The 17,227-nt window shown below is 68.4% G+C and carries 15 protein-coding genes; 10 read left to right on the top strand and 5 right to left on the bottom strand.

What is annotated here, in order from left to right:
* Positions 1 to 41: 41 nt before the first annotated feature.
* The 4 genes from ACOGI8_RS12950 to ACOGI8_RS12935 all read left to right on the top strand — a co-directional run bounded on the left by ACOGI8_RS12950 (position 42) and on the right by ACOGI8_RS12935 (position 5,577).
* The gene (locus tag ACOGI8_RS12950; RefSeq protein WP_419854210.1) at positions 42 to 2,588 is read left to right on the top strand and encodes a hypothetical protein; all 2,547 of its coding nucleotides are present in this window, start codon (positions 42 to 44) and stop codon (positions 2,586 to 2,588) included.
* 44 nt (positions 2,589 to 2,632) lie between these two features.
* Positions 2,633 to 3,340: a ribonuclease HII gene (locus tag ACOGI8_RS12945; RefSeq protein WP_419854209.1), complete on the top strand. Its 708-nt coding sequence runs from the start codon at positions 2,633 to 2,635 to the stop codon at positions 3,338 to 3,340.
* Between the two features lie 106 nt (positions 3,341 to 3,446).
* A complete protein-coding gene (locus tag ACOGI8_RS12940; protein ID WP_419854208.1) occupies positions 3,447 to 4,343 on the top strand; it encodes a class I SAM-dependent methyltransferase in 897 nt (298 codons plus the stop codon).
* A 91-nt stretch (positions 4,344 to 4,434) separates the two neighbouring features.
* On the top strand, positions 4,435 to 5,577 hold the full coding sequence (locus tag ACOGI8_RS12935; RefSeq protein WP_419856410.1) for a carboxylate-amine ligase: 1,143 nt from the start codon (positions 4,435 to 4,437) through the stop codon (positions 5,575 to 5,577).
* A 70-nt stretch (positions 5,578 to 5,647) separates the two neighbouring features.
* Here ACOGI8_RS12935 and ACOGI8_RS12930 read toward each other — a convergent pair whose 3' ends face one another.
* On the bottom strand, positions 5,648 to 6,646 hold the full coding sequence (locus ACOGI8_RS12930) for a hypothetical protein (RefSeq protein ID WP_419854207.1): 999 nt from the start codon (positions 6,644 to 6,646) through the stop codon (positions 5,648 to 5,650).
* 182 nt (positions 6,647 to 6,828) lie between these two features.
* On the opposite strand from ACOGI8_RS12930, the gene ACOGI8_RS12925 reads away from it, so the two are divergent.
* Together ACOGI8_RS12925 and ACOGI8_RS12920 are read left to right on the top strand one after the other, a co-directional pair.
* A complete protein-coding gene (locus ACOGI8_RS12925) occupies positions 6,829 to 8,082 on the top strand; it encodes a sulfotransferase family protein (RefSeq protein ID WP_419854206.1) in 1,254 nt (417 codons plus the stop codon).
* A 13-nt stretch (positions 8,083 to 8,095) separates the two neighbouring features.
* Positions 8,096 to 9,220 (top strand): DUF1214 domain-containing protein, encoded by a 1,125-nt coding sequence (locus ACOGI8_RS12920; RefSeq protein WP_419854205.1) that lies wholly within the window; start codon positions 8,096 to 8,098, stop codon positions 9,218 to 9,220.
* Between the two features lie 47 nt (positions 9,221 to 9,267).
* Here the strand turns inward: ACOGI8_RS12920 and ACOGI8_RS12915 are convergent, their stop codons facing one another.
* The gene (locus tag ACOGI8_RS12915; protein WP_419854204.1) at positions 9,268 to 10,119 is read right to left on the bottom strand and encodes a TIGR03619 family F420-dependent LLM class oxidoreductase; all 852 of its coding nucleotides are present in this window, start codon (positions 10,117 to 10,119) and stop codon (positions 9,268 to 9,270) included.
* 10 nt (positions 10,120 to 10,129) lie between these two features.
* Positions 10,130 to 11,413: an acyl-CoA dehydrogenase family protein gene (locus ACOGI8_RS12910; RefSeq protein ID WP_323670979.1), complete on the bottom strand. Its 1,284-nt coding sequence runs from the start codon at positions 11,411 to 11,413 to the stop codon at positions 10,130 to 10,132.
* A 202-nt stretch (positions 11,414 to 11,615) separates the two neighbouring features.
* Between ACOGI8_RS12910 and ACOGI8_RS12905 the strand changes: the two genes are divergently transcribed.
* The 4 genes from ACOGI8_RS12905 to ACOGI8_RS12890 all read left to right on the top strand — a co-directional run bounded on the left by ACOGI8_RS12905 (position 11,616) and on the right by ACOGI8_RS12890 (position 15,052).
* Complete coding sequence (locus ACOGI8_RS12905; protein WP_323670980.1) at positions 11,616 to 11,906, top strand: hypothetical protein; 291 nt, start codon at positions 11,616 to 11,618, stop codon at positions 11,904 to 11,906.
* Between the two features lie 110 nt (positions 11,907 to 12,016).
* Positions 12,017 to 12,283 (top strand): cupin domain-containing protein, encoded by a 267-nt coding sequence (locus tag ACOGI8_RS12900; protein WP_419854203.1) that lies wholly within the window; start codon positions 12,017 to 12,019, stop codon positions 12,281 to 12,283.
* Positions 12,284 to 12,399: 116 nt separating this feature from the next.
* Positions 12,400 to 13,242, top strand: a complete 843-nt coding sequence (locus ACOGI8_RS12895) for a hypothetical protein (RefSeq protein ID WP_419854202.1) — start codon at positions 12,400 to 12,402, stop codon at positions 13,240 to 13,242.
* Entirely contained in the window at positions 13,208 to 15,052 is a 1,845-nt protein-coding gene (locus ACOGI8_RS12890; RefSeq protein WP_419854201.1) for a DNA polymerase Y family protein, read from the top strand. Before ACOGI8_RS12895 ends, ACOGI8_RS12890 begins: the two co-directional genes overlap by 35 nt.
* 52 nt (positions 15,053 to 15,104) lie before the next feature.
* Here ACOGI8_RS12890 and ACOGI8_RS12885 read toward each other — a convergent pair whose 3' ends face one another.
* Positions 15,105 to 15,371, bottom strand: coding sequence for a hypothetical protein (locus ACOGI8_RS12885; protein WP_419854200.1), 267 nt, complete (start codon positions 15,369 to 15,371; stop codon positions 15,105 to 15,107).
* A gap of 215 nt (positions 15,372 to 15,586) precedes the next feature.
* Positions 15,587 to 17,074 carry a D-alanyl-D-alanine carboxypeptidase family protein gene (locus ACOGI8_RS12880; protein WP_419854199.1) on the bottom strand — a complete coding sequence of 496 codons (1,488 nt, stop codon included), beginning with the start codon at positions 17,072 to 17,074 and terminating at the stop codon, positions 15,587 to 15,589.
* Positions 17,075 to 17,227: the final 153 nt, after the last annotated feature.

Genomic DNA, 17,227 nt, shown 5'->3' with positions numbered 1-17,227 from the left:
GTACGCAAGGACTGAAGGTGCCGGATTGATGGGACAGAACGGTGCTGACTGAGCCGCCTGCGGGGTGGGTGCGACCGTGGTGGGCTGAGCGGCAGCTCGACCCGGGATCGGCGGCGTATGCGCCGGAGCCGAGCCAGGTCCGCTATTGGCTCCCTGCTCAGCAGGTTTCGGACAGCGTGCTGGCAAACACGGCGGGTCGCTCATGGACGACGATCGGGCTTCCCGAGACGCTCGACCGGGCTGCGGTGGATCCCCGGGGGCTCGTGGTGCTGGGGTGCTGGTCGCTCGACTGGTGGGTGCGGGCCGGAGATGAGTGGGTCTTCCCATCGCGGGCGGCCGCGGTGCGGCAGCGCTTGGTGGAAGGGATGCCGGTGGTCGAGACGATCCTGCGAGTCGGCGGCGGGGATGTGGTGCACCGGGCTGCGGCGGCCCGGGGTGCTTCGGTTCGGCTCGATGATGCCGAGCGGCACGTCAAGCAGCAGCGCCGCAAGCAGGTGGCGGGCGATGGCACGAGCGCCGTTCCCGAAGTGTTCGTAGTGGAGATCACCAACCGCACGGATGCGCCCGTGGCGGTTGCGCTCGCCGCGCGGCCGTACCACTTGGGCGCGTTCGAGCATGCGGACGGCGAGATCTGGGGATGGTCGAACGCGTGGGGCATCGACGAGATCTCCGTCGACAACCGGGTGACGACCATCGACGACGGACTCGGCCACGCAGTGGGCCGCGCGGCAGTGATTTTCGACCGCACGCCTGGAGACATCGTGGTCGGCAGTGACGGGGCCGACTGCGCTGGCGCACTGGTGGAAGCGGGCGAACAGGCCGCCGCAGGGCAGGAGAGCTCGGTGGCGGTGAGCATCGGCGGCGCCGCGCCGCCGTCCGACCACGCGGCATCGCTGCGATCCGAGCCGGCATCAATACCGCAGCCCGAGCGAGCTCCGGTTTCGGTGACAGACCCGCAGCGAATGGCCAATGCAGCAGCGGTCTTCCCGCTGGTCGCCGGAGCGACGCTACGCACCGCCGTTGTGGGGCGCGGTTCGGCCTTTGAGTGGGACGATGCCGGCAGCCCCGCGCTCGGCGCTGCCGTGCTCGACGCGGTGCCGAGCCTGGACCGGGTGGCCAACGGTTGGAGCCGGCGTGTCGACGCAGGCTGCCGGCTCGAGTTGCCTGGCGGTCGGCTGGCTGACGCCGCGCTCGCTGCACGCTCGGCGCAGCTTCTCTCGACGGCGCCCTTCGATGACGGCCCCGGTGTCGTGGGTCCGATGCTCGCCTCGGCGCTCGACACCGATGCGCAGTTCGCCGGCGACGACCTTGTGCAGTTGCTGGCGCTCGTCGAGGCGGGCGTGCCCCAGCAGGTCCGCGATCTGCTGTTGCGCCAGGCTCAGGCGCAGGACTACTCGGGCGCCACGACCAGCATGGGGGTCTCGGTGACGGGCACCTCGCTCGTGCTTGCCGAGCACCTGCTGTCGTTGCATCCCGACCCGGCGCTTGCAGAGGGCATCTCAGAGTTCGTGACGGCAGCGGCACGAAGGCTGCTGACACGCGACGCAGAGCACCGCGAGGAGGCATGGACGATCCGGGAAGGCCTACGAGCCGGCTACCGCCTTCTATTTCGACTCGGCGCTGAGCGCGCCGCGACTGCCTTACAGCGCGAGGCGATGTCGCTGCCTGAGGTGCTTCGCGTAGAGGTGGGCGACAGTTCGGCAACTCCCGCCCGCTCCCGGCGTCGTCGCCGCGCCGGCCCGCACGCAGCCCGCAGCGGTACTGGCATCAACGAATCCTCATCGTTCTACCGCGATCGGTCGGGACGGCTGCCGTGGGAGGTGTCTTCGGACACGAGCGTCCGGGCTCGCAGCACGGCGCAATTTGCTTGGCGTGAGACCGGCGAAACAGCATCGAGCGCGGAATCTGAGCAGCCGGACAGGCGTTGGGAGTGGGTGTCGCATGACACCGGGCTGTGGATCCATGCCGCGGTGCCGTGGGCGCCGCCGCTGCCATTCGTGGGGGCCGAGCCGGCCGACGGCACGCCTGCGGACTTCGTGGACGACACCGCTGCGTCGTGCGGTCACGACATGGTGGCCACGGCGCTGTTGGCCTTCGCTGAGGCTCGACCAGCGCCGGGACGCGCCTTCGATCGGCTTGAGGCGCTGGTCTCGGTGGCATCGCCGACGCTGAACTGGCCGACCTACATGCACCCGGCGCTGCGCACGGGCACCAACGGGACGGGGCACGACCTGATGGTGGGCGGCCTGTTCGTGCGGACGCTGCTGCGGCTGCTGGTCGACGTTCCCGACGACGGTCCGGCCAGCAGCGGGGGAGCAGGTCGCGAACCGGCCCGCCTGCGGCTCGCCGCGTACTGGCCGGCGACCTGGCTGGGCCAGCCGGTCGAAGTGCACCACGTGCCGACCGCGATCGGGGCTGTGTCGTGGGCGGTGCGCTGGCACGGCGAGCGGCCGGCGCTGCTGTGGGACGTGGTGCCACACGACCCGGGCGGCGACCCGCCGTCAGTCACAGCGCCAGGGCTGGACCCGGCGTTCACGGCCACGGGCTGGCAGGGCGAGGCGCTCCTCGCACCCCCGCCCGTGCTGTAACCGGTCTCCCGGTCGGCACGGGGTCGGCAACTAGGTTCACATCCATGACGGCGCGGCCGAGCCTCACGTTCGAGCGGCGCTGCTGGGATGCGGGCGAGACGACGGTGGTCGGCGTGGACGAGGTGGGCCGCGGTGCTTGGGCCGGCCCGTTGACCGTCGGCGCAGTCGTGGTGTCGCCGCACGGTCGCGTGAACGGCATCCGCGACTCCAAGGAGCTCCGCTCCGAGGTGCGCGAGCAGCTCTTCCAGCGCATTGACGACTGGGCCCGTGCATGGTCGGTGGGGCATGCAACCGCCGCCGAGTGCGACGAGTTGGGCATGACCGATGCCCTGCGGCTGGCCACCCGCCGGGCCCTGGAACTGCTGCCGGCCGAGCCGGACCGGGTGCTGCTCGACGGCAAGTTCAACTTCGTGGACTGGCGTCCGAGCCGGGCGCTTGTGGAGGGCGACCGGCGCTGCCTGTCGATCGCGGCCGCCTCGATCATGGCCAAGGTTGTGCGGGACCGGATCATGACGACGCTGGCCGGCGACTTCCCGCCCTACGGGTTCGAGTCGAACAAGGGCTATCCCGCGCCGGTCCACCGTGCGGCTCTGGCCTCCCATGGACCGTGCGCCATCCACCGGCTCAGCTGGTCGTTCACCGAGGCGCTGCCCGATGCCGAGCCGGTGCCGAGCGCCGCCCACTGCGACGTGGAAACCGCGCTGGTGACCTACTCGAAGGCCTTCGCCGGACCCGACACGACGTTGTTCTGACGCGCCGTTGCGACGAGCGAGCGTCGGTCGCAGTTCACGTGCTGCGTCGGAATGAAGCCGCGCACCGGGGCCGCTAGAAGAAGGCAGCTTCACAGAGAGGCCCCTGATGAGTGTGAACGACGATCCCAACGCCCAGCAGCGCGAGTTCTGGCGCAACGCAGACGTGTGGGTGCAGGAGCAGGAGCGGCTGGACGCTCAGCTCGGCCACATCGGCCTAGCGGCGATGGAGACCGTGGAGGGCCTGCCAACGGAAGCCAACGTGCTGGACGTGGGCTGCGGCTGCGGCCAGACGACGCTGCAGTGGAGCGAGCGCGTCGGCGGTTCGGTGCTGGGCCTCGACATCAGCGAGACGCTGATCGACGTGGCCCGCCGACGCGGCGCTGCGCATGCCGCCGAGCGTCCTGAGACGGCGCCGATCGCATTCGAGATCGCAGACGCCCAGACGGCGGACATCGCCGCGCTCGGTGCCGCTGCCTCGGGTCGCAACGGGGTCTTCGGCGGCTTCGACCTCGTCTTCTCGCGCTTCGGCGTGATGTTCTTCGCTGATTCGGCGGCGGCGTTCGCAAATCTGCGCGCCGCCACGCGGCCCGGCGGGCAGCTTGCATTCGTCTGCTGGCAGACGCCGCGCCAAAACCCGTGGCTGGTCACTGTCAACAAGGCAGTGCTGGAGATCGTGGAGATGCCCGACGGCGGGGGGCCGGCAGTGGATCCGTTCGCATTTGCCGATCCCGACTTCGTGAGCGACATGCTCGGTGCAGCGGGGTGGTCGGACGCTGGCTTGGAGTCGTTCGAGACCGAGGTGCTGTACGGCGTGGGCAGCACGCTTGCCGACACTGCGCAATTTGCCATGGACCTGGGCATCGCCCGGCGGGCGCTGGCCGGGCACCCGCCCGAAGTGCACGCTCAGGCGAAGGACGCCGTCATTGCAGCGCTCGCGCCTTTCGAGACGTCGAAGGGCGTGGTCTTCCCTGCCGCTGCGTGGATCGTCACGGCGCGCAACTGATCCCGCAGACGGTCGCCAGCGCTCCCGCATGTTGCGAGGCTCAACCGGCGCGACGGCAGAAGGCACGGGTTTGGCACACTCGCGGGCGATGATCGACGAACCGAGCTGGACGATAGGGATCGAGGAGGAACATCTCCTCGTCGACCGCGACAGCGGCGCATTGGTGCAGGCCCAACCGCCCGGGCTGATCGAACGGGTGGCCGAGCTGCGCCACGGGCTCGTGAGCCCGGAGCTCTTCAGCGCGCAGATCGAGATCGGCACCGGCATCTGCCGCGACATGAAGCATCTGCGAGCCGACGTCGGCCTGTTGCGACTCGCGGTCACCGAGGCCGCTGCGGAACATGGGCTTGCGCCGATTGCCGCGTCCACCCATCCGTTCGCCAGACCGGAGGAGCTCCAGATCACCGACAAGGAGCGCTACCGGGTTCTGGCCGACGATCTCCAGGACATCACGCGCCAACTCGTCATCTCGGGGCTGCATGTGCACGTGGGCATCGAAGACCCCGAGCTGCGCATCGACCTGATGAACCAGGTGACGTACTTCCTGCCGCATCTGCTGGCCGTGTCGACCTCGTCGCCGTTCTGGCAGGGCCGCGACACCGGGCTGGCCAGCTACCGCTCGGCGGTGTACAAGACCCTGCCGCGCACGGGCCTGCCGCCGAAGTTCGACTCGTGGGCGGAGTTCCGTCGCCATGTCGATGTGCTGGTGAACGCCGGGATCATCGAGGACTCGTCGAAGGTCTGGTGGGACATCCGGCCCTCCGAGCGCTACCCGACGCTGGAGATGCGGGTCACCGACCTGCCGACCCGTATGGAAGACACCATCGCCATCGCGGCTGCGTATGTCTGCCTGCTGCGGATGCTGTGGCGGCTGCGAACCGAGAACCAGCGTTGGCGCGGCTACGCGAACTTCCTCATCGGCGAGAACCTGTGGCGCGCCGAGCGCTACGGCATCGGCGGCTCGTTGATCGACTTCGGCAAGGGAACGCTGGTGCCCTACGACCACCTGGTCGACGAGCTCATCGAGCTGGTGATGCCCGATGCCGAGGCGCTCGGCTGCATCGATGAGATCCGCCACCTCCGCACCATCTGCGAGCACGGCACCTCAGCGAACCGCCAACTCGCCGTCTATCAAGCTTCGCTGGACGCTGGCGCCGATCACCACGAGGCCCTCGCCGAGGTGGTGCAACACCTCATCGGCGACACGCTGGCGCCGCCTGCCGACGACGACTAGCTCCGCATTGACCGCCGCGGCACGGTGCCGCGATGCACCGGCGTTCGGCTCGCAGCCGCAGCCTCGATCGCTAGTTGCAGGCGCCGTCGGCGCCGATGCCGCGATGGCTGTAGCACAGCGGAGTGGCCATAACGCTGCGGAGCGTGTACGGCCCCCAGGCGGTGGTGAAGTCTCCGCCGTCGGCATCCGTCAAGGCCCTGGTGTCGTCCGCCATCTGGGCGACGATGAGCAGCCGGTAGCCGCGCACCGAGTCGTCCGGCTGTCCCACGACATCGACGGCGGCTTCCAAGAGATCTCCCGATGGGTCGGGTGCCGAGGTAGTCCTGATGCGCGACCGAGGCTCATCGGAGGCGATGGTCGCTACGACCCGGTCGACCAGCTCTCCGAACGTCTCGTCGGTCGCGTTGCCACCGATGTCGGCGATGACCTCTGCAGTGATGTCCAGAGCGATTTCCGGCGACAGCGGCGCCAGGTAGTTCGAGCTGGCCCAGCCGACGATCGGTCCCGCTTGGATCTCGTGCCACGTGCTCGTGGCGAGGTCACGAGAGCGGCCGGTCGCGGTCACTCCCGCAACGCCGATCCTCGCGAACGCCGCTTCGGCCTCGGCATCGCGGACCAGCAGCGCGCTCTCGGCTGGCGACTGCGGCGACAACTGCAGCGTCAGCGTTGCCACGACCTCGCCGTTGGGAACATCGCGCACATTCAGCCAGTCGTCGTAGGCGACGCCGATGACGCCGAGTTGCGTGCCGGCCGCGGGCCCGAACGCCGCCGCAGTGCCCGGCAGTTCTGTGTCAGGCGTCGTCGCGGCGGCAGGCTCGGCCGTAGCCGCGGAAGTAGCGGTGACGACCGTCGGCGAAGGTGTCGCAGCGCCCGCCGGTGCGCCTGCGGTTGTGGTCGGCAGCGGCGACGTTGCAGGCTCGTCACGGGCGCCCGCTGTGGTGGCCGCAGCGGCGACATCCGTTGTCGATCGTGCCGGTTCCACCTCCGTGGCGCTCAACGCCACGAACAACGACAGCACCGAGATCACCAAGGCAGCAAAGGCCATCGCGGCAACAAGTCGGTTCGTCATGAATCCGCCATGACGGCAGGCAAGCTCACTGAGGTCCGGTATATCGCAGCACCGGACGAATCTGGCGGCACACGGTGCAAGCGGCTAACCGGATCGCTTGCTCCAAGGCTTTTCCCACCGACTTGCGTGCCCGCCGGGAAATGGGTTGGCAGCGGCGGGGTGCTGGTACGTTGACCGGCGGTATGGCTCATGACACCTATGCACTTCCGTCCATGCCCGAGCGGTACACCCGTCCTGACTGGGTGCGGCGCATCATCCTCATGGGCGACTCGATCGGCGGGCGGCCCCAGGACTTGGTGCCCATTGACGCCGGTGAGCTGCTGAAGCTGGCCACGGCCTCGCTCGGCGGCATGCCTGCTGGCGACCTGGGCGATCCCGACTGGCAGCAGCGCTTCGAGGCGCTGGTCGCCGACCTGGACGGCTCGCCCATGCACGTGCTCGGCCGGCTGATGACCAAGCAGGAGCTGCTGCGCTCGCTGCGCACCCGGATGCTGCTCACCGCTGCCATCGACGAGACCCCGCAGATCACCGCCGAGCCTGTGCGTGCCCCGGTGATGATTGCCGGCCCCGCCCGCTCGGGCACCTCGATCCTGTTCGAACTGCTGGGGTTGCATCCTGACCTGCGAGCCCCGATCGGCGCCGAGGCATTGCACCCCGTGCCGCTGCCCGAAACCGGCCTTGCGGATCGGCTGGAGGCGGGACAGTGTGAGCAGGAGTTCTGGGCCGACATCCAGCCCGAGTTCCTCACCATGCACGAGTTCCGGGCCGACCTGCCTGTCGAGTGCATCACCCTCACCACCGGCAGCTTCGCCGGGTTCCACTGGAGCATGATCGCCCCGCTGACGGGGTGGATCCCTGATCTGGCGGTCAACTACAGCTACGAGCGGCAGATCCTGCAGGTGCTCCAGCACAAAGCGGGCCCCACGCAGTGGGTGCTCAAGACGCCCGGCCATCTCTTCGTGCTGCCGGATCTGTTCGCCGAGTTCAACGACGCCTGGGTGATCCAGACTCACCGTGATCCGGCCCGCACCATGGCCTCCACCGCCAGCATCACTGCCATGGTCCATTGGATGCGCTTCACCGATGTGGACGCCGTCGGGAACGCCCAGTTCGTGCACGATGCCTTCGCATTCGCCCTCAACGACTCGGTGAACCTGCGCGCCTCCGGCGTGGTGCCAGATGAGCGCTTCGTGGATGTGCGCTACACGCAGTTGGTGAGCGACCCCATCGGGGCGCTAGGCCCGGCTCTCGAACAGATGGGGCTGTCGATGACCGATGCCTACGCCGCCGCTGTGCGGGACTACCTGGATCACAAGCCCAAGGGCAAGTACGGCGTGCATCGCTACCAGCCCGAAGACTGGGGACTCACCGCGGAGGGCATTCGCGACGCCACAGCCCAGTACATCGAGCGATTCGACCTGCCCCCCGAGGGCTGAGCCGACCACGGTCATGGACCCGCTTCCCGAAACCGAGTCCCGCCGGGCTCTCGCCGAACTGCTCGAGACGCTGCGTGACGCCGACGAGCGCTGGGTGTCGCCCGAGTGGAACCTGCACACCGCCGACGACGCCGTCGAGGCGCACCGCGCCCTCATGCACTACCTGCAGTGGGGCCTGGTGGGGCTCTTCGAGCGCGATCCGTCAGCTCCTCGCTTCCAGCGCCTGGTGACGCCGAGTCGCAAGCTGCTCGGCGACAACCCCGACACCGTCTACTTCGAAGCTCCGGTGTCGGCCGACTATGCGTACCGTGTGACCGGCGAGACCAAGGGCGCCACGTACCTGTCGATCACCGTCGAGTCAAGCACGGGGTGGGGGTCGATGGACAACCAGGTGCTCAGCGTGCTCAACGACTCGACCTTGGACATCGACGCCGACGGCCGCTTCGAGATCTTCGTCGGCGGCGAGCCCCGCCAGGGCAACTGGCTGGAGCTGCCGCCCGAAGAGGGGGCGATCATCAGCCGCCACTACTTCGAGGACACCACGCACGCGGCGATCAATCCCGCTCGGATCCCGGAAATGGACATCGAGGTCATCGACGGCACGCCCCCGCCCCCGCCCTCCGACGACTCGGTCAGCGCCGGCATCCGCCGCATCACCGCCCTCATCCGCGAGCTGACCGTGGATCGCGTGCCGATGGCCCAGGGCGAGCCCCGCTCGTGGGTGTCGCTGGTGCCCAACGAGTTCCCGCCGCCCGGCTATCCCGGCGACCTCGGACTGTCTGCCACTGATGCTGCCTACGGCCTCGCGCCGTTCGTGATCGGACCCGACGAGGCGCTCGTGATCCGCGGTCGCTGGCCCCGATGCCGCTACGCCAACATCAGCCTGTGGAACAGGCACCTGCAATCACTCGACTATGCGAACCGCTCCATCTCGCTCAACCGTGCCCAGATGGTCGCCGACGCCGACGGCCGCTTCACCGCCGTCATCGCCCACACCGATCCCGGCGTTCCGAACTGGCTCGACACCGAGGATCGCCCCTTCGGCATCGCCTTCTGGCGCTTCATGCTGCCTGAGGGCGACATCGAGACACCACAAGCCGAAGTCGTCCCCCTCGCCGAACTCCCCACTCGCCTCTGACGTCCTGCTGGCAGGTGCGAGCGACCGCCCCGATCGCTGGCGCGGTGTCAGTCCGCGAACGCGTCCACGAGCGGTTGGTAGCGGTCGAGGAAGCGGGCCAAGCGATCGGCGCCGTCAGGGGCACCGAGGACTACCCGTTCGGCGCCGAGGCTGCCGTACAGCTCCAGCTTCTCGGCGTCAGGGTTCGCATAGCAGTACATCGAGATCGGAATGGCATCGGGGTCACGGCCCGCTTCCTCCACCGCAGTGCGGAACCGTTCGATTCCCACTCGTATATCCCTGAAGCCGACATCAAGCGGGCACCAGCCGTCTGCGTACTCGGCGACGTGGCGCATGCCGATGCGCCCTCGGCAGCCCACCAGCACCGGCGGCCCGGGCTGCTGGGCCGGCTTCGGGTACACCCATGCCGGCGCGAAGTTCACGAACTCGCCCGAGTAGGCGGCTTCGTGCTCAGCCCACAGCAGCCGCAGCGCAGCGACCGTCTCGCGCATGGCGTTGTATCGCAGCGGCCACGGCACGTCGGAGACGTTCGCCAGCTCTTCGCGGTTCCATCCCACGCCGACACCGAACAGCAGCCGGCCATCGGAGACCTCGTCCAGCGTCGCCACGCTCTTGGCCAAGTCCAGGATCTCGTGCTCGAGCACCAGGCAGACGCCCATCGCCAGCTTGATCTTCGAGGTCGCAGCCGCAGCCGCGGCCAGCGACACGAACGGGTCGCGCATGCGCCAGTAGAACTCCGGCAGTTCCCCGCCGTCAGGGTGAACCGTCTCACGGCTGGCTGGGATGTTGCTGTGCTCGCCCACCCACAGCGAGTCGTAGCCCCGCTGCTCCGCCTCGACCGCCATGTCGGCGGTCGCGGGCCCGTAGTCGCTGTTGGTCGGCGCCAGGCCGATCTTCATGCCGGTCAGCTCACTCGGCGCGCTGGGTGCCGACCTTCAGCTCCCGGAACGGGCTGGTGGTGTCGATGCCGGGCTCCTTGGGCAGGCCCAGCACCCGCTCGCCGACGATGTTGCGCATCACCTCGTCTGAGCCGCCGGCGATGCGCATCGCCGGGAAGCCCAGCACATAACCGGCCCACGAGAACGTGCCCCACTCGCCCGAGTCCACCACCAGCTTGGGGCCGATGGTGTCAGCCACGAACTCGCAGGTGGCGTTCATCTGGCGGATCAGCCCCATCTTCGACAGCGACATCTCGGGGCCTGGGGTCTTGCCGGCGCGCAGCGCGTCCATCGTGCGCTGGTTCGACCAGCCCAGCACCTTGCCGTGGGTGTAGATCTCGGCGAGCTTCTGGCGGGCCAAGGCGTCGTCGGCCATCCCGTAGTGGGCGGCCATGGCCGACAGCTTGGTGAAGCTGCCGCCGCCGGTGCCGCCGCCCGAGCCGCCGCCGATGGCCGCCCGCTCGTTCATGAGCGTGGTCAGCGCCACGCCCCAGCCCTGGTTGACCTCGCCGAGGCGGTGCGAGTCGGGCACGCGCACGTCGGTGAAGTACACCTCGTTGAAGTTGGCGCCGCCGGTCATCTGCCGCAGCGGTCGCACCTCCACCCCGGGGGCCTTCATGTCCACGAGGAACCCGGTCAGGCCCTGGTGCTTGGGCAGGTCGAAATCGGACCGGGCGATCACCTCGCCGATATCGGAATAGTGCGCACCCGAAGTCCAGACCTTCTGGCCGTTGAGGATCCACTCCTCGCCGTCGCGCTCTGCCCGCATCTGCAGGCTGGCCAAGTCTGACCCAGCGCCTGGCTCGGAGAACAGCTGGCAGCCCACGATGTCGGCCCGGTACATCTGGGGCAGCACCTCGGCGGACACCTCAGGCTCGGCGTGGGCCAGGATCGTCGGCGCCACCATGCCTAGGCCGATGCCGAAGAAACCGCCGTCGGGCGTGTCGAACTGGCTCTCGAGCTGGCCCCAGACTCGCTCGAACTTGCGGGGCATGCCGCCGCCGCCCAGCTCGGCCGGACCGCTGATCCAGCCGAAGCCGGCGTCGTACTTGGCGGCACGCCACTCCTTCGACGCCTCCAGCTCGGCGCGCTCGCGCTCGCGGTCGATCTCCTCGAAGAGCGCCGCGTTGTCGGGCCCTTCGCCCCAGACGAACTCGCGCCGCTCAGCTTTGCGCTTGGCGTTGGCCTCCAAGAAGTCCAGCGCCTCAGCAGCAAACTGCTCCTCGGTGATCTCAGCGGTGTCGGCAGCGGCCATGTCGGGCTCCTGTTTCGTGCAAGAAGGGCGGAATATCCGGGATACGAGCAGCCCCAAGCTAGCGACATATGTGTCTGCAAGACCGTGTTCGGGACACACCGATCCGCGGTCGAGCGCATTGTTTCCCGCTCTTGTTCGCTTCGCTCACGGGCCGCTCGGGCCACGGCTTCGCCTGCCGGCTCAGCCTCTAGGCTCATCGGCCATGGGTCAGCCCGTTCGAGTAGCAGAACGACCGTCGTCCGTCCGTGTGGGCACGGTGCAGTTCGAGACCAACCGTCCGCTGACCGGGGCAGGCCACCGCTACTACAACAGTGCCGAAGATGCCGCCAGCGCCGAGGATCCGGCCGACTTGCTGGCGTGGCGTCTGTTCCAGCGGGGCGGCGTCGACCACATTCACGTGTACGGCAACGTGGCCACCATCGACCTCTCCCGGGGCCACACCTCCGACGGCATCGCCGAGCTCATCGAAGAGCTGTTTGCCCACTACCGCTAGCTCGCTAGCGGTAGCGACAAGCACAGTCGGTAACTCGTTACCGGTAGCGACAAGCACGGCGCTAGCTCGCTAGCGGTAGCAACCAGCACGGCGCTAGCTACTGTTTCTTCATGACCGAAGACGAGTTCCGTTCCGAGCTGGCAGCGCAGGGCTATGGCGAACCGCGCAACGCCGAGTTTGAGCCTCACGCCGATGGCGAACTTCACAGCCACGAGTTCTCCGCCATGGCGATGGTGACCAGGGGTGAGTTCCGGCTGGGACTGGAGGACGAGACCCGGGTCATGGGAGTGGGGGACTGGTGCGAGGTTTCCGCGGGAACGCTGCATAGCGAGATGGCGGGCCCAGTCGGCGCGACCCTGCTGGTCGGCACGAAATAGCTCGACGCAGCTCGATTCCGCTCATGCGTCGCTGTGGCGGCAGGCGACGAGCACGGGCACCGACGACGGCGGTAAACAGTCGTTTGTAAAGACGATTGTTCGTCTAGTCTGTCGCGATGGCAGTGCAGCTGCGTCGTGCCGCCGGCGCATTGGACCCAGCCGGCCCTCGTGGGGTCGGCGCATTGGACATAGCGCATGCTGCGGACATCGGGCACAGCAAGCGGCTGCTGCCCGTCGCTGACGAGTTGGCATCGCTGCTGACCCAGCCGGGGCTTGTCCCCGGAACGGTGCTGGCTGCCCACGGCCCAGGAGCGCTGACCCTGGCAACGGCCTTTGCGGCGGAGATCTCGCGTACGGGCGGATGGGTGACCGCTGTGGGGCTGGGGCGCATGGGTGTCTCGGCGGTGGCGGAACGGGGGGCGTCGCTGGACCGGTGGGCCTTCGTGGACGAACCCGGCGGTGCCGCAGCCGAAGTGCTGAACGCCCTGATCGGCAATGTCGACGTGATCTTGCTGGCGGCAGGTGTGCGGCTGGCGGCTGCTCACAGTCGACGCCTGCGCACTCGCCTGCGAGAGCGCGGAACCGTGGTGATCGAGGCCGGCGCATCGAACCCAGCCGGCGCTCGTGGCGTCGGCGCATCAAACCCAGCCGGCGCATTCAGTCCAGACGTGACCATGACGGTGGAACGTGCTGCGTGGACCGGTCTCGGGCACGGGCACGGTCGGCTGCGGGAACGCCGAGCCGAGGTGGTTGCTGCGGGCCGCGGTGCGGCGTCGCTGCCGCGACGAGCCGTCCTGTGGCTGCCCGATGCCAACGGGCACATCACCGCCGTCCACGGTGCGATCGACACCGTTTCCTGGCCTGCCCAAGTCGTCTCCGCCCAAGACGGCATCTCGATGGCCAATGCCTCGGGAAGCGGTGACGATGCCGTCGTCCCTCTGCAGCGCCGTGCGGGGTAACCACGACAGCCGGGCCGGCTTGGCCAGCCAGGACGAACCTGCCGGTAACCCGCCGCGGATGCTGGCAGCGGAGGTCGGGAACTGGTCTGCCGTCGCAGCAGGGTTCGACCCGGCCACACCAGCGGCGGTGGTCTCCGCCGGGCGCATCACCGCCGTCACGCTTGCGGCTGCTGCTGCGGGGATACGCCCAGGGATGCGCCGCCGCCAGGCTCAGACTGAATGTCCCGTCTTGGAGCTGGCCGAGCACGACCCCGATCTCGACGCTCGCTGTTTCGCCCCCGTGGTCGCTGCGCTGGAAGACCTGACGCCGAGAGTCGAAGTGCTGGCACCCGGTTGCTGCGTCGTCGCCACCCGAGGCCCGTCGCGCTACTACGGCGGAGATGAGGCACTGGCGGAGTTGGTGCATCGCACCATCACTGAAGTGCTGGCCAGCGAGCTGGGCACAGCCGGCGCTCGTGGCGTCGGCGTATTGAGCACAGCCGGCGCTCGTGGCGTCGGCGCATCGAGCACAGCCAGCATGTACGACCCAGCATCATCTGTCAGCGTCGGCATCGCCGACGGCTTGTTTGCCGCTGGCCTTGCTGGGAGGGCGGCGTCGGCCCGAACCCCGTCAATGCCGGTGCTGGTGGTGGCCCCCGGCAGCAGTGCAGAGTTCCTGGGCGGGCTGCCATTGGGGACGCTGACTGAGGAATGCTCCCTGCTGACGGGGTGTGCAGCCGATGGGACGACGGATGATCTGATCAGCATGCTGTGGCAGCTGGGCTTGCGCACTCTGGGCGACCTTGCGGCACTGCCGGTGGGAGACCTCGTGGGCAGGTTCGGCACGCAAGGGGAATGGATGCACGCACTGGCCAGCGGGCGCGATCCTCGCCTGAGCCAGCCTGCCGTCGCTCATCCTGATCTCAGCGTCGAAACCGAGATCGACCCGCCCGCGGATCGGCTCGACACGGTGGCCTTTGCTGCGAAGTCTCTGGCAGATCAGCTCGACGCCCAGTTGGCTCGGGAGGGTCAGGCACTGGTGTGCGTGGAGATCAGCGCCGAAACCGAGCACGGTGAGACCAGCAGCGGGCGGTGGCGCCACGGATTCCGCTTCAGCCCGCCCGATCTGGTCGACCGTGTGCGCTGGCAGCTCGACGGCTGGCGCAGTGCCAAGGGCAAGAACAGCCCTACCGGCGGCATCTCGTTCATCCGGCTGCGAGCGGTCGAGACGCTTCCCGATGAAGGGCGCCAGCTTGGTTTCTGGGGCGGCCAGTCCGAGGCGGACGAGCGGGCCGAGCGAGCGCTGCAGCGAGCTCAGGCCTTGGTCGGCTTCGACGGAGTCACCGTTGGCCGCTTGGGCTCCGGCCGCCGCTTTGCCGATCTCGAGCAGCGTCTCCCGTTCGGCACCGCCGGTCCTCGTGGGACCGGCGCATCGGACCCAGCCGGTCCTCGTGGGGCCGGCGCATCAAGCACAGCCGGTCCTCGTGGGGCCGGTGCATCGGATACACCCCCGTGGCCAGGACGGCTGGGCGCGCCGGCCCCTGCGGAGGTGCTGACCGAACCCGAGCCGCTCGTGGTGCTCGATGCGAACGGCGATCCGGTGGGCGTGAGCGGCAGGGCACAGGCCAGCGCGCCCCCGGCCATGCTGCGCCGGGCCGATGGGCGCACCAGCCGCATCGCAGCGTGGGCAGGGCCATGGCCGCTGGAGGAGCGCTGGTGGAGCACACAGTCGCGCCGTCAGGCACGGTTCCAACTGGTGCTCGACGACGGCACTGCCCATCTCTGCGCCGTTGAGGGCGGTCGCTGGCAGCGCGAAGCCACCTACGACTGAGCAACAGCGAGCGGTGTGTGCCGTGGCGCGATGTCGAGCGGCGTCAGCTTGGTCAGCCGAGCAACCCTGCGTACAGCGGTGTCATGAATGCCGCCATGATCCCGGACATCGACAGCATGATCGTGCGTGTCTGTCTCGCAATGGCTCTGTCTACATACGCGTGCATGCGTTCCTCGCACGCGCGGAGGTCGTCCTTGGTGGCGAGGTGGTCGGCACCGTTGGGCAGGACGCACTTCATCAGCGTGGCGGCGGGTTCCTCGCCGAGCGTGGTGATGAGTTGGTTCACCAAGGCGGTCCGTTCGATCTCGTCGATTGCCACAATCGTCTCCTTGAGTGTATGCGCGACGGCCAGGCGGGCTTGCGGTGCCCACTGCACGGATCAGTCCGGCTCGGGGCAGAGCGAAGACCGCTTGGCCGCGGTCTGTGATGGTCGGCACGCCGTAGAGGCCCGGCGGCGAGACAAGGCTGCAACCTATGCCGACGCTCGCACCGATGCCAGCGATTTTCTGACGCCCCAGCGCCAGGGCCAGCCCCTCAGTTGCCGTTCGTGGACCAGTGCCAGGGCTCGCTCGGCAGGTTGAACAGGCCATACGTTGCGGCGTGTCTCTTCAGCCACTGGAAAGCCTCTGAGCTGCGGCTGTTGACTGACCGACCATTGTGGACGAAGTCGATAGCGAGACCGAGCTCGTGCATGGAACGCCCGGGCCGGGCCGTGGGCGGCCGACACTGGTAGGAGGGTTTCTGCCAGATCGCCCACTCGCTCGTCCCGCAGTGCGCCCGCCGGAGCGCGATCTGCGAAGCAGCACTCCGGTAGCCGCCGCCGTACAGCCCGATCCCGTCACGGGCGGCATGTGCCAGCAGGTCGTTCACGTTGTTGGCAATGGACTCGTGCACCTGGATACTGCCTACTCGGATTCCGTTCTCCACGAATCCGCCGACCCAATCGAGTTCGCTGCGGTCGAAGTCGTTGCTGGTCGGCTGTCCTGCAGTGCCCTCCCGCCGCCGTCTGGCTTCTTGTTCTGCCTGCCATTTGCGGCATCGTTCCTCATCGCTTCGGCGCCTGAGCTCGGTCGTGATTCGTTGCTGCTGGCTGATGGCGCCGGCGATCTGGCTGGTTGTCTCGGCCACAGCCGCGGCAGCTTCAGCATCGACTTCTTCGAGCCACTGCAGCTCACTTAGCCGATGATCCAGTCGGTTCTCCAGTTCTTCGAGCACGATCGCTTCCTGCTCCACGGCGTCCAAGAGGTCTTCAAGAGCCCGTGCAGATTCCTCACGGCGGATGTCGCGCAGCTCTTCGGCCCGCTGGAATTCGCGCACTGCGAACTCAGCGTCCACCCCCAAGGCTCGCAGCTGGTCGCCGGTCACGGTGAGGTCGCCCAGCGCGGCACCAATCAGAACTCGGATGCGGGCGGCGTCGTAGATGTCCCCGGTGCGCACCAGGCCGTAGGAACCCTCCACCAAGGCGTCGTGACCGATGTAGGTCTGCACGACGAGTTCCACTACTCGTTCGCCCAGTTCGGCGTGCTGAGCATCGAGCGCCAGGACACGCTGGATTCCGGCTTCGACGGAGGCTTCGGCCGCGGCGAGTTCGAGTTCGGCTTGGTCGAGATCGGCTCGTTGTTGGTTGACGAGCAGCTTGAGCTGATCGGAGGTTTCCAGCACCTCGTTGACATCGGCGGTGGCGAGATCGACTTGGCCGACCTTGGCGAGCACGGCAGCTTGGGCTTCCTCGCGGACGCGTTCTTCCTCCTCGAGATCTGCTTGGAGTGCCGCCTGCCCTTGTTCCAGCTGCTGTCGGCGCTCTCGCAGTTCGGCGTTGGTCACGCCGGATTGTGTGGCGCTGGTGCGTGCCACCCGCGCGCAGAGGCGCGCCATCTCCTCATCGGATGGTTGCGACTGCGCACCGGTGCCGGTGAGCGGCACGACGCTGATGACGAGAGCGAACGCGATCGCTGCGGCTCCACGGCGCGCCGCGCTGCGGCGTGCCGTGATGGGGCGCGATTGCCGCTGTGAACCTCGCACCGGGCGCGTCCTTGCTGAGGCCGGCCTCGGGCCGGCGCCGTTGTCAGCCTGCGGTCGCCAGTGGCCGCCGCGAGCGACGGCCGGGACCTTCGGCCCAAGGTACCGATGGGGGATCGGTCGTGGGTGTCGCTCGCCGGATTCTCAGGTTGCGTT

The sequence above is a fragment of the Candidatus Poriferisodalis sp. genome, assembly GCF_965204195.1.
Lineage (GTDB): Bacteria > Actinomycetota > Acidimicrobiia > Acidimicrobiales > Poriferisodalaceae > Poriferisodalis.
The sequence above is the reverse complement of the archived record's forward strand: the minus strand, read 5'-3'. Positions and strand labels throughout refer to the sequence as shown.

Bases quoted from the DNA above. Each gene is read 5' to 3' on its own strand.
- ACOGI8_RS12945 (WP_419854209.1), top strand. From the start codon at position 2,633: ATGACGGCGCGGCCGAGCCTCACGTTCGAGCGGCGCTGCTGGGATGCG.
- ACOGI8_RS12940 (WP_419854208.1), top strand. From the start codon at position 3,447: ATGAGTGTGAACGACGATCCCAACGCCCAGCAGCGCGAGTTCTGGCGC.
- ACOGI8_RS12930 (WP_419854207.1), bottom strand. From the start codon at position 6,646: ATGACGAACCGACTTGTTGCCGCGATGGCCTTTGCTGCCTTGGTGATC.
- ACOGI8_RS12925 (WP_419854206.1), top strand. From the start codon at position 6,829: ATGGCTCATGACACCTATGCACTTCCGTCCATGCCCGAGCGGTACACC.
- ACOGI8_RS12920 (WP_419854205.1), top strand. From the start codon at position 8,096: ATGGACCCGCTTCCCGAAACCGAGTCCCGCCGGGCTCTCGCCGAACTG.
- ACOGI8_RS12915 (WP_419854204.1), bottom strand. From the start codon at position 10,119: ATGAAGATCGGCCTGGCGCCGACCAACAGCGACTACGGGCCCGCGACC.
- ACOGI8_RS12910 (WP_323670979.1), bottom strand. From the start codon at position 11,413: ATGGCCGCTGCCGACACCGCTGAGATCACCGAGGAGCAGTTTGCTGCT.
- ACOGI8_RS12905 (WP_323670980.1), top strand. From the start codon at position 11,616: ATGGGTCAGCCCGTTCGAGTAGCAGAACGACCGTCGTCCGTCCGTGTG.
- ACOGI8_RS12900 (WP_419854203.1), top strand. From the start codon at position 12,017: ATGACCGAAGACGAGTTCCGTTCCGAGCTGGCAGCGCAGGGCTATGGC.
- ACOGI8_RS12895 (WP_419854202.1), top strand. From the start codon at position 12,400: ATGGCAGTGCAGCTGCGTCGTGCCGCCGGCGCATTGGACCCAGCCGGC.
- ACOGI8_RS12890 (WP_419854201.1), top strand. From the start codon at position 13,208: ATGCCGTCGTCCCTCTGCAGCGCCGTGCGGGGTAACCACGACAGCCGG.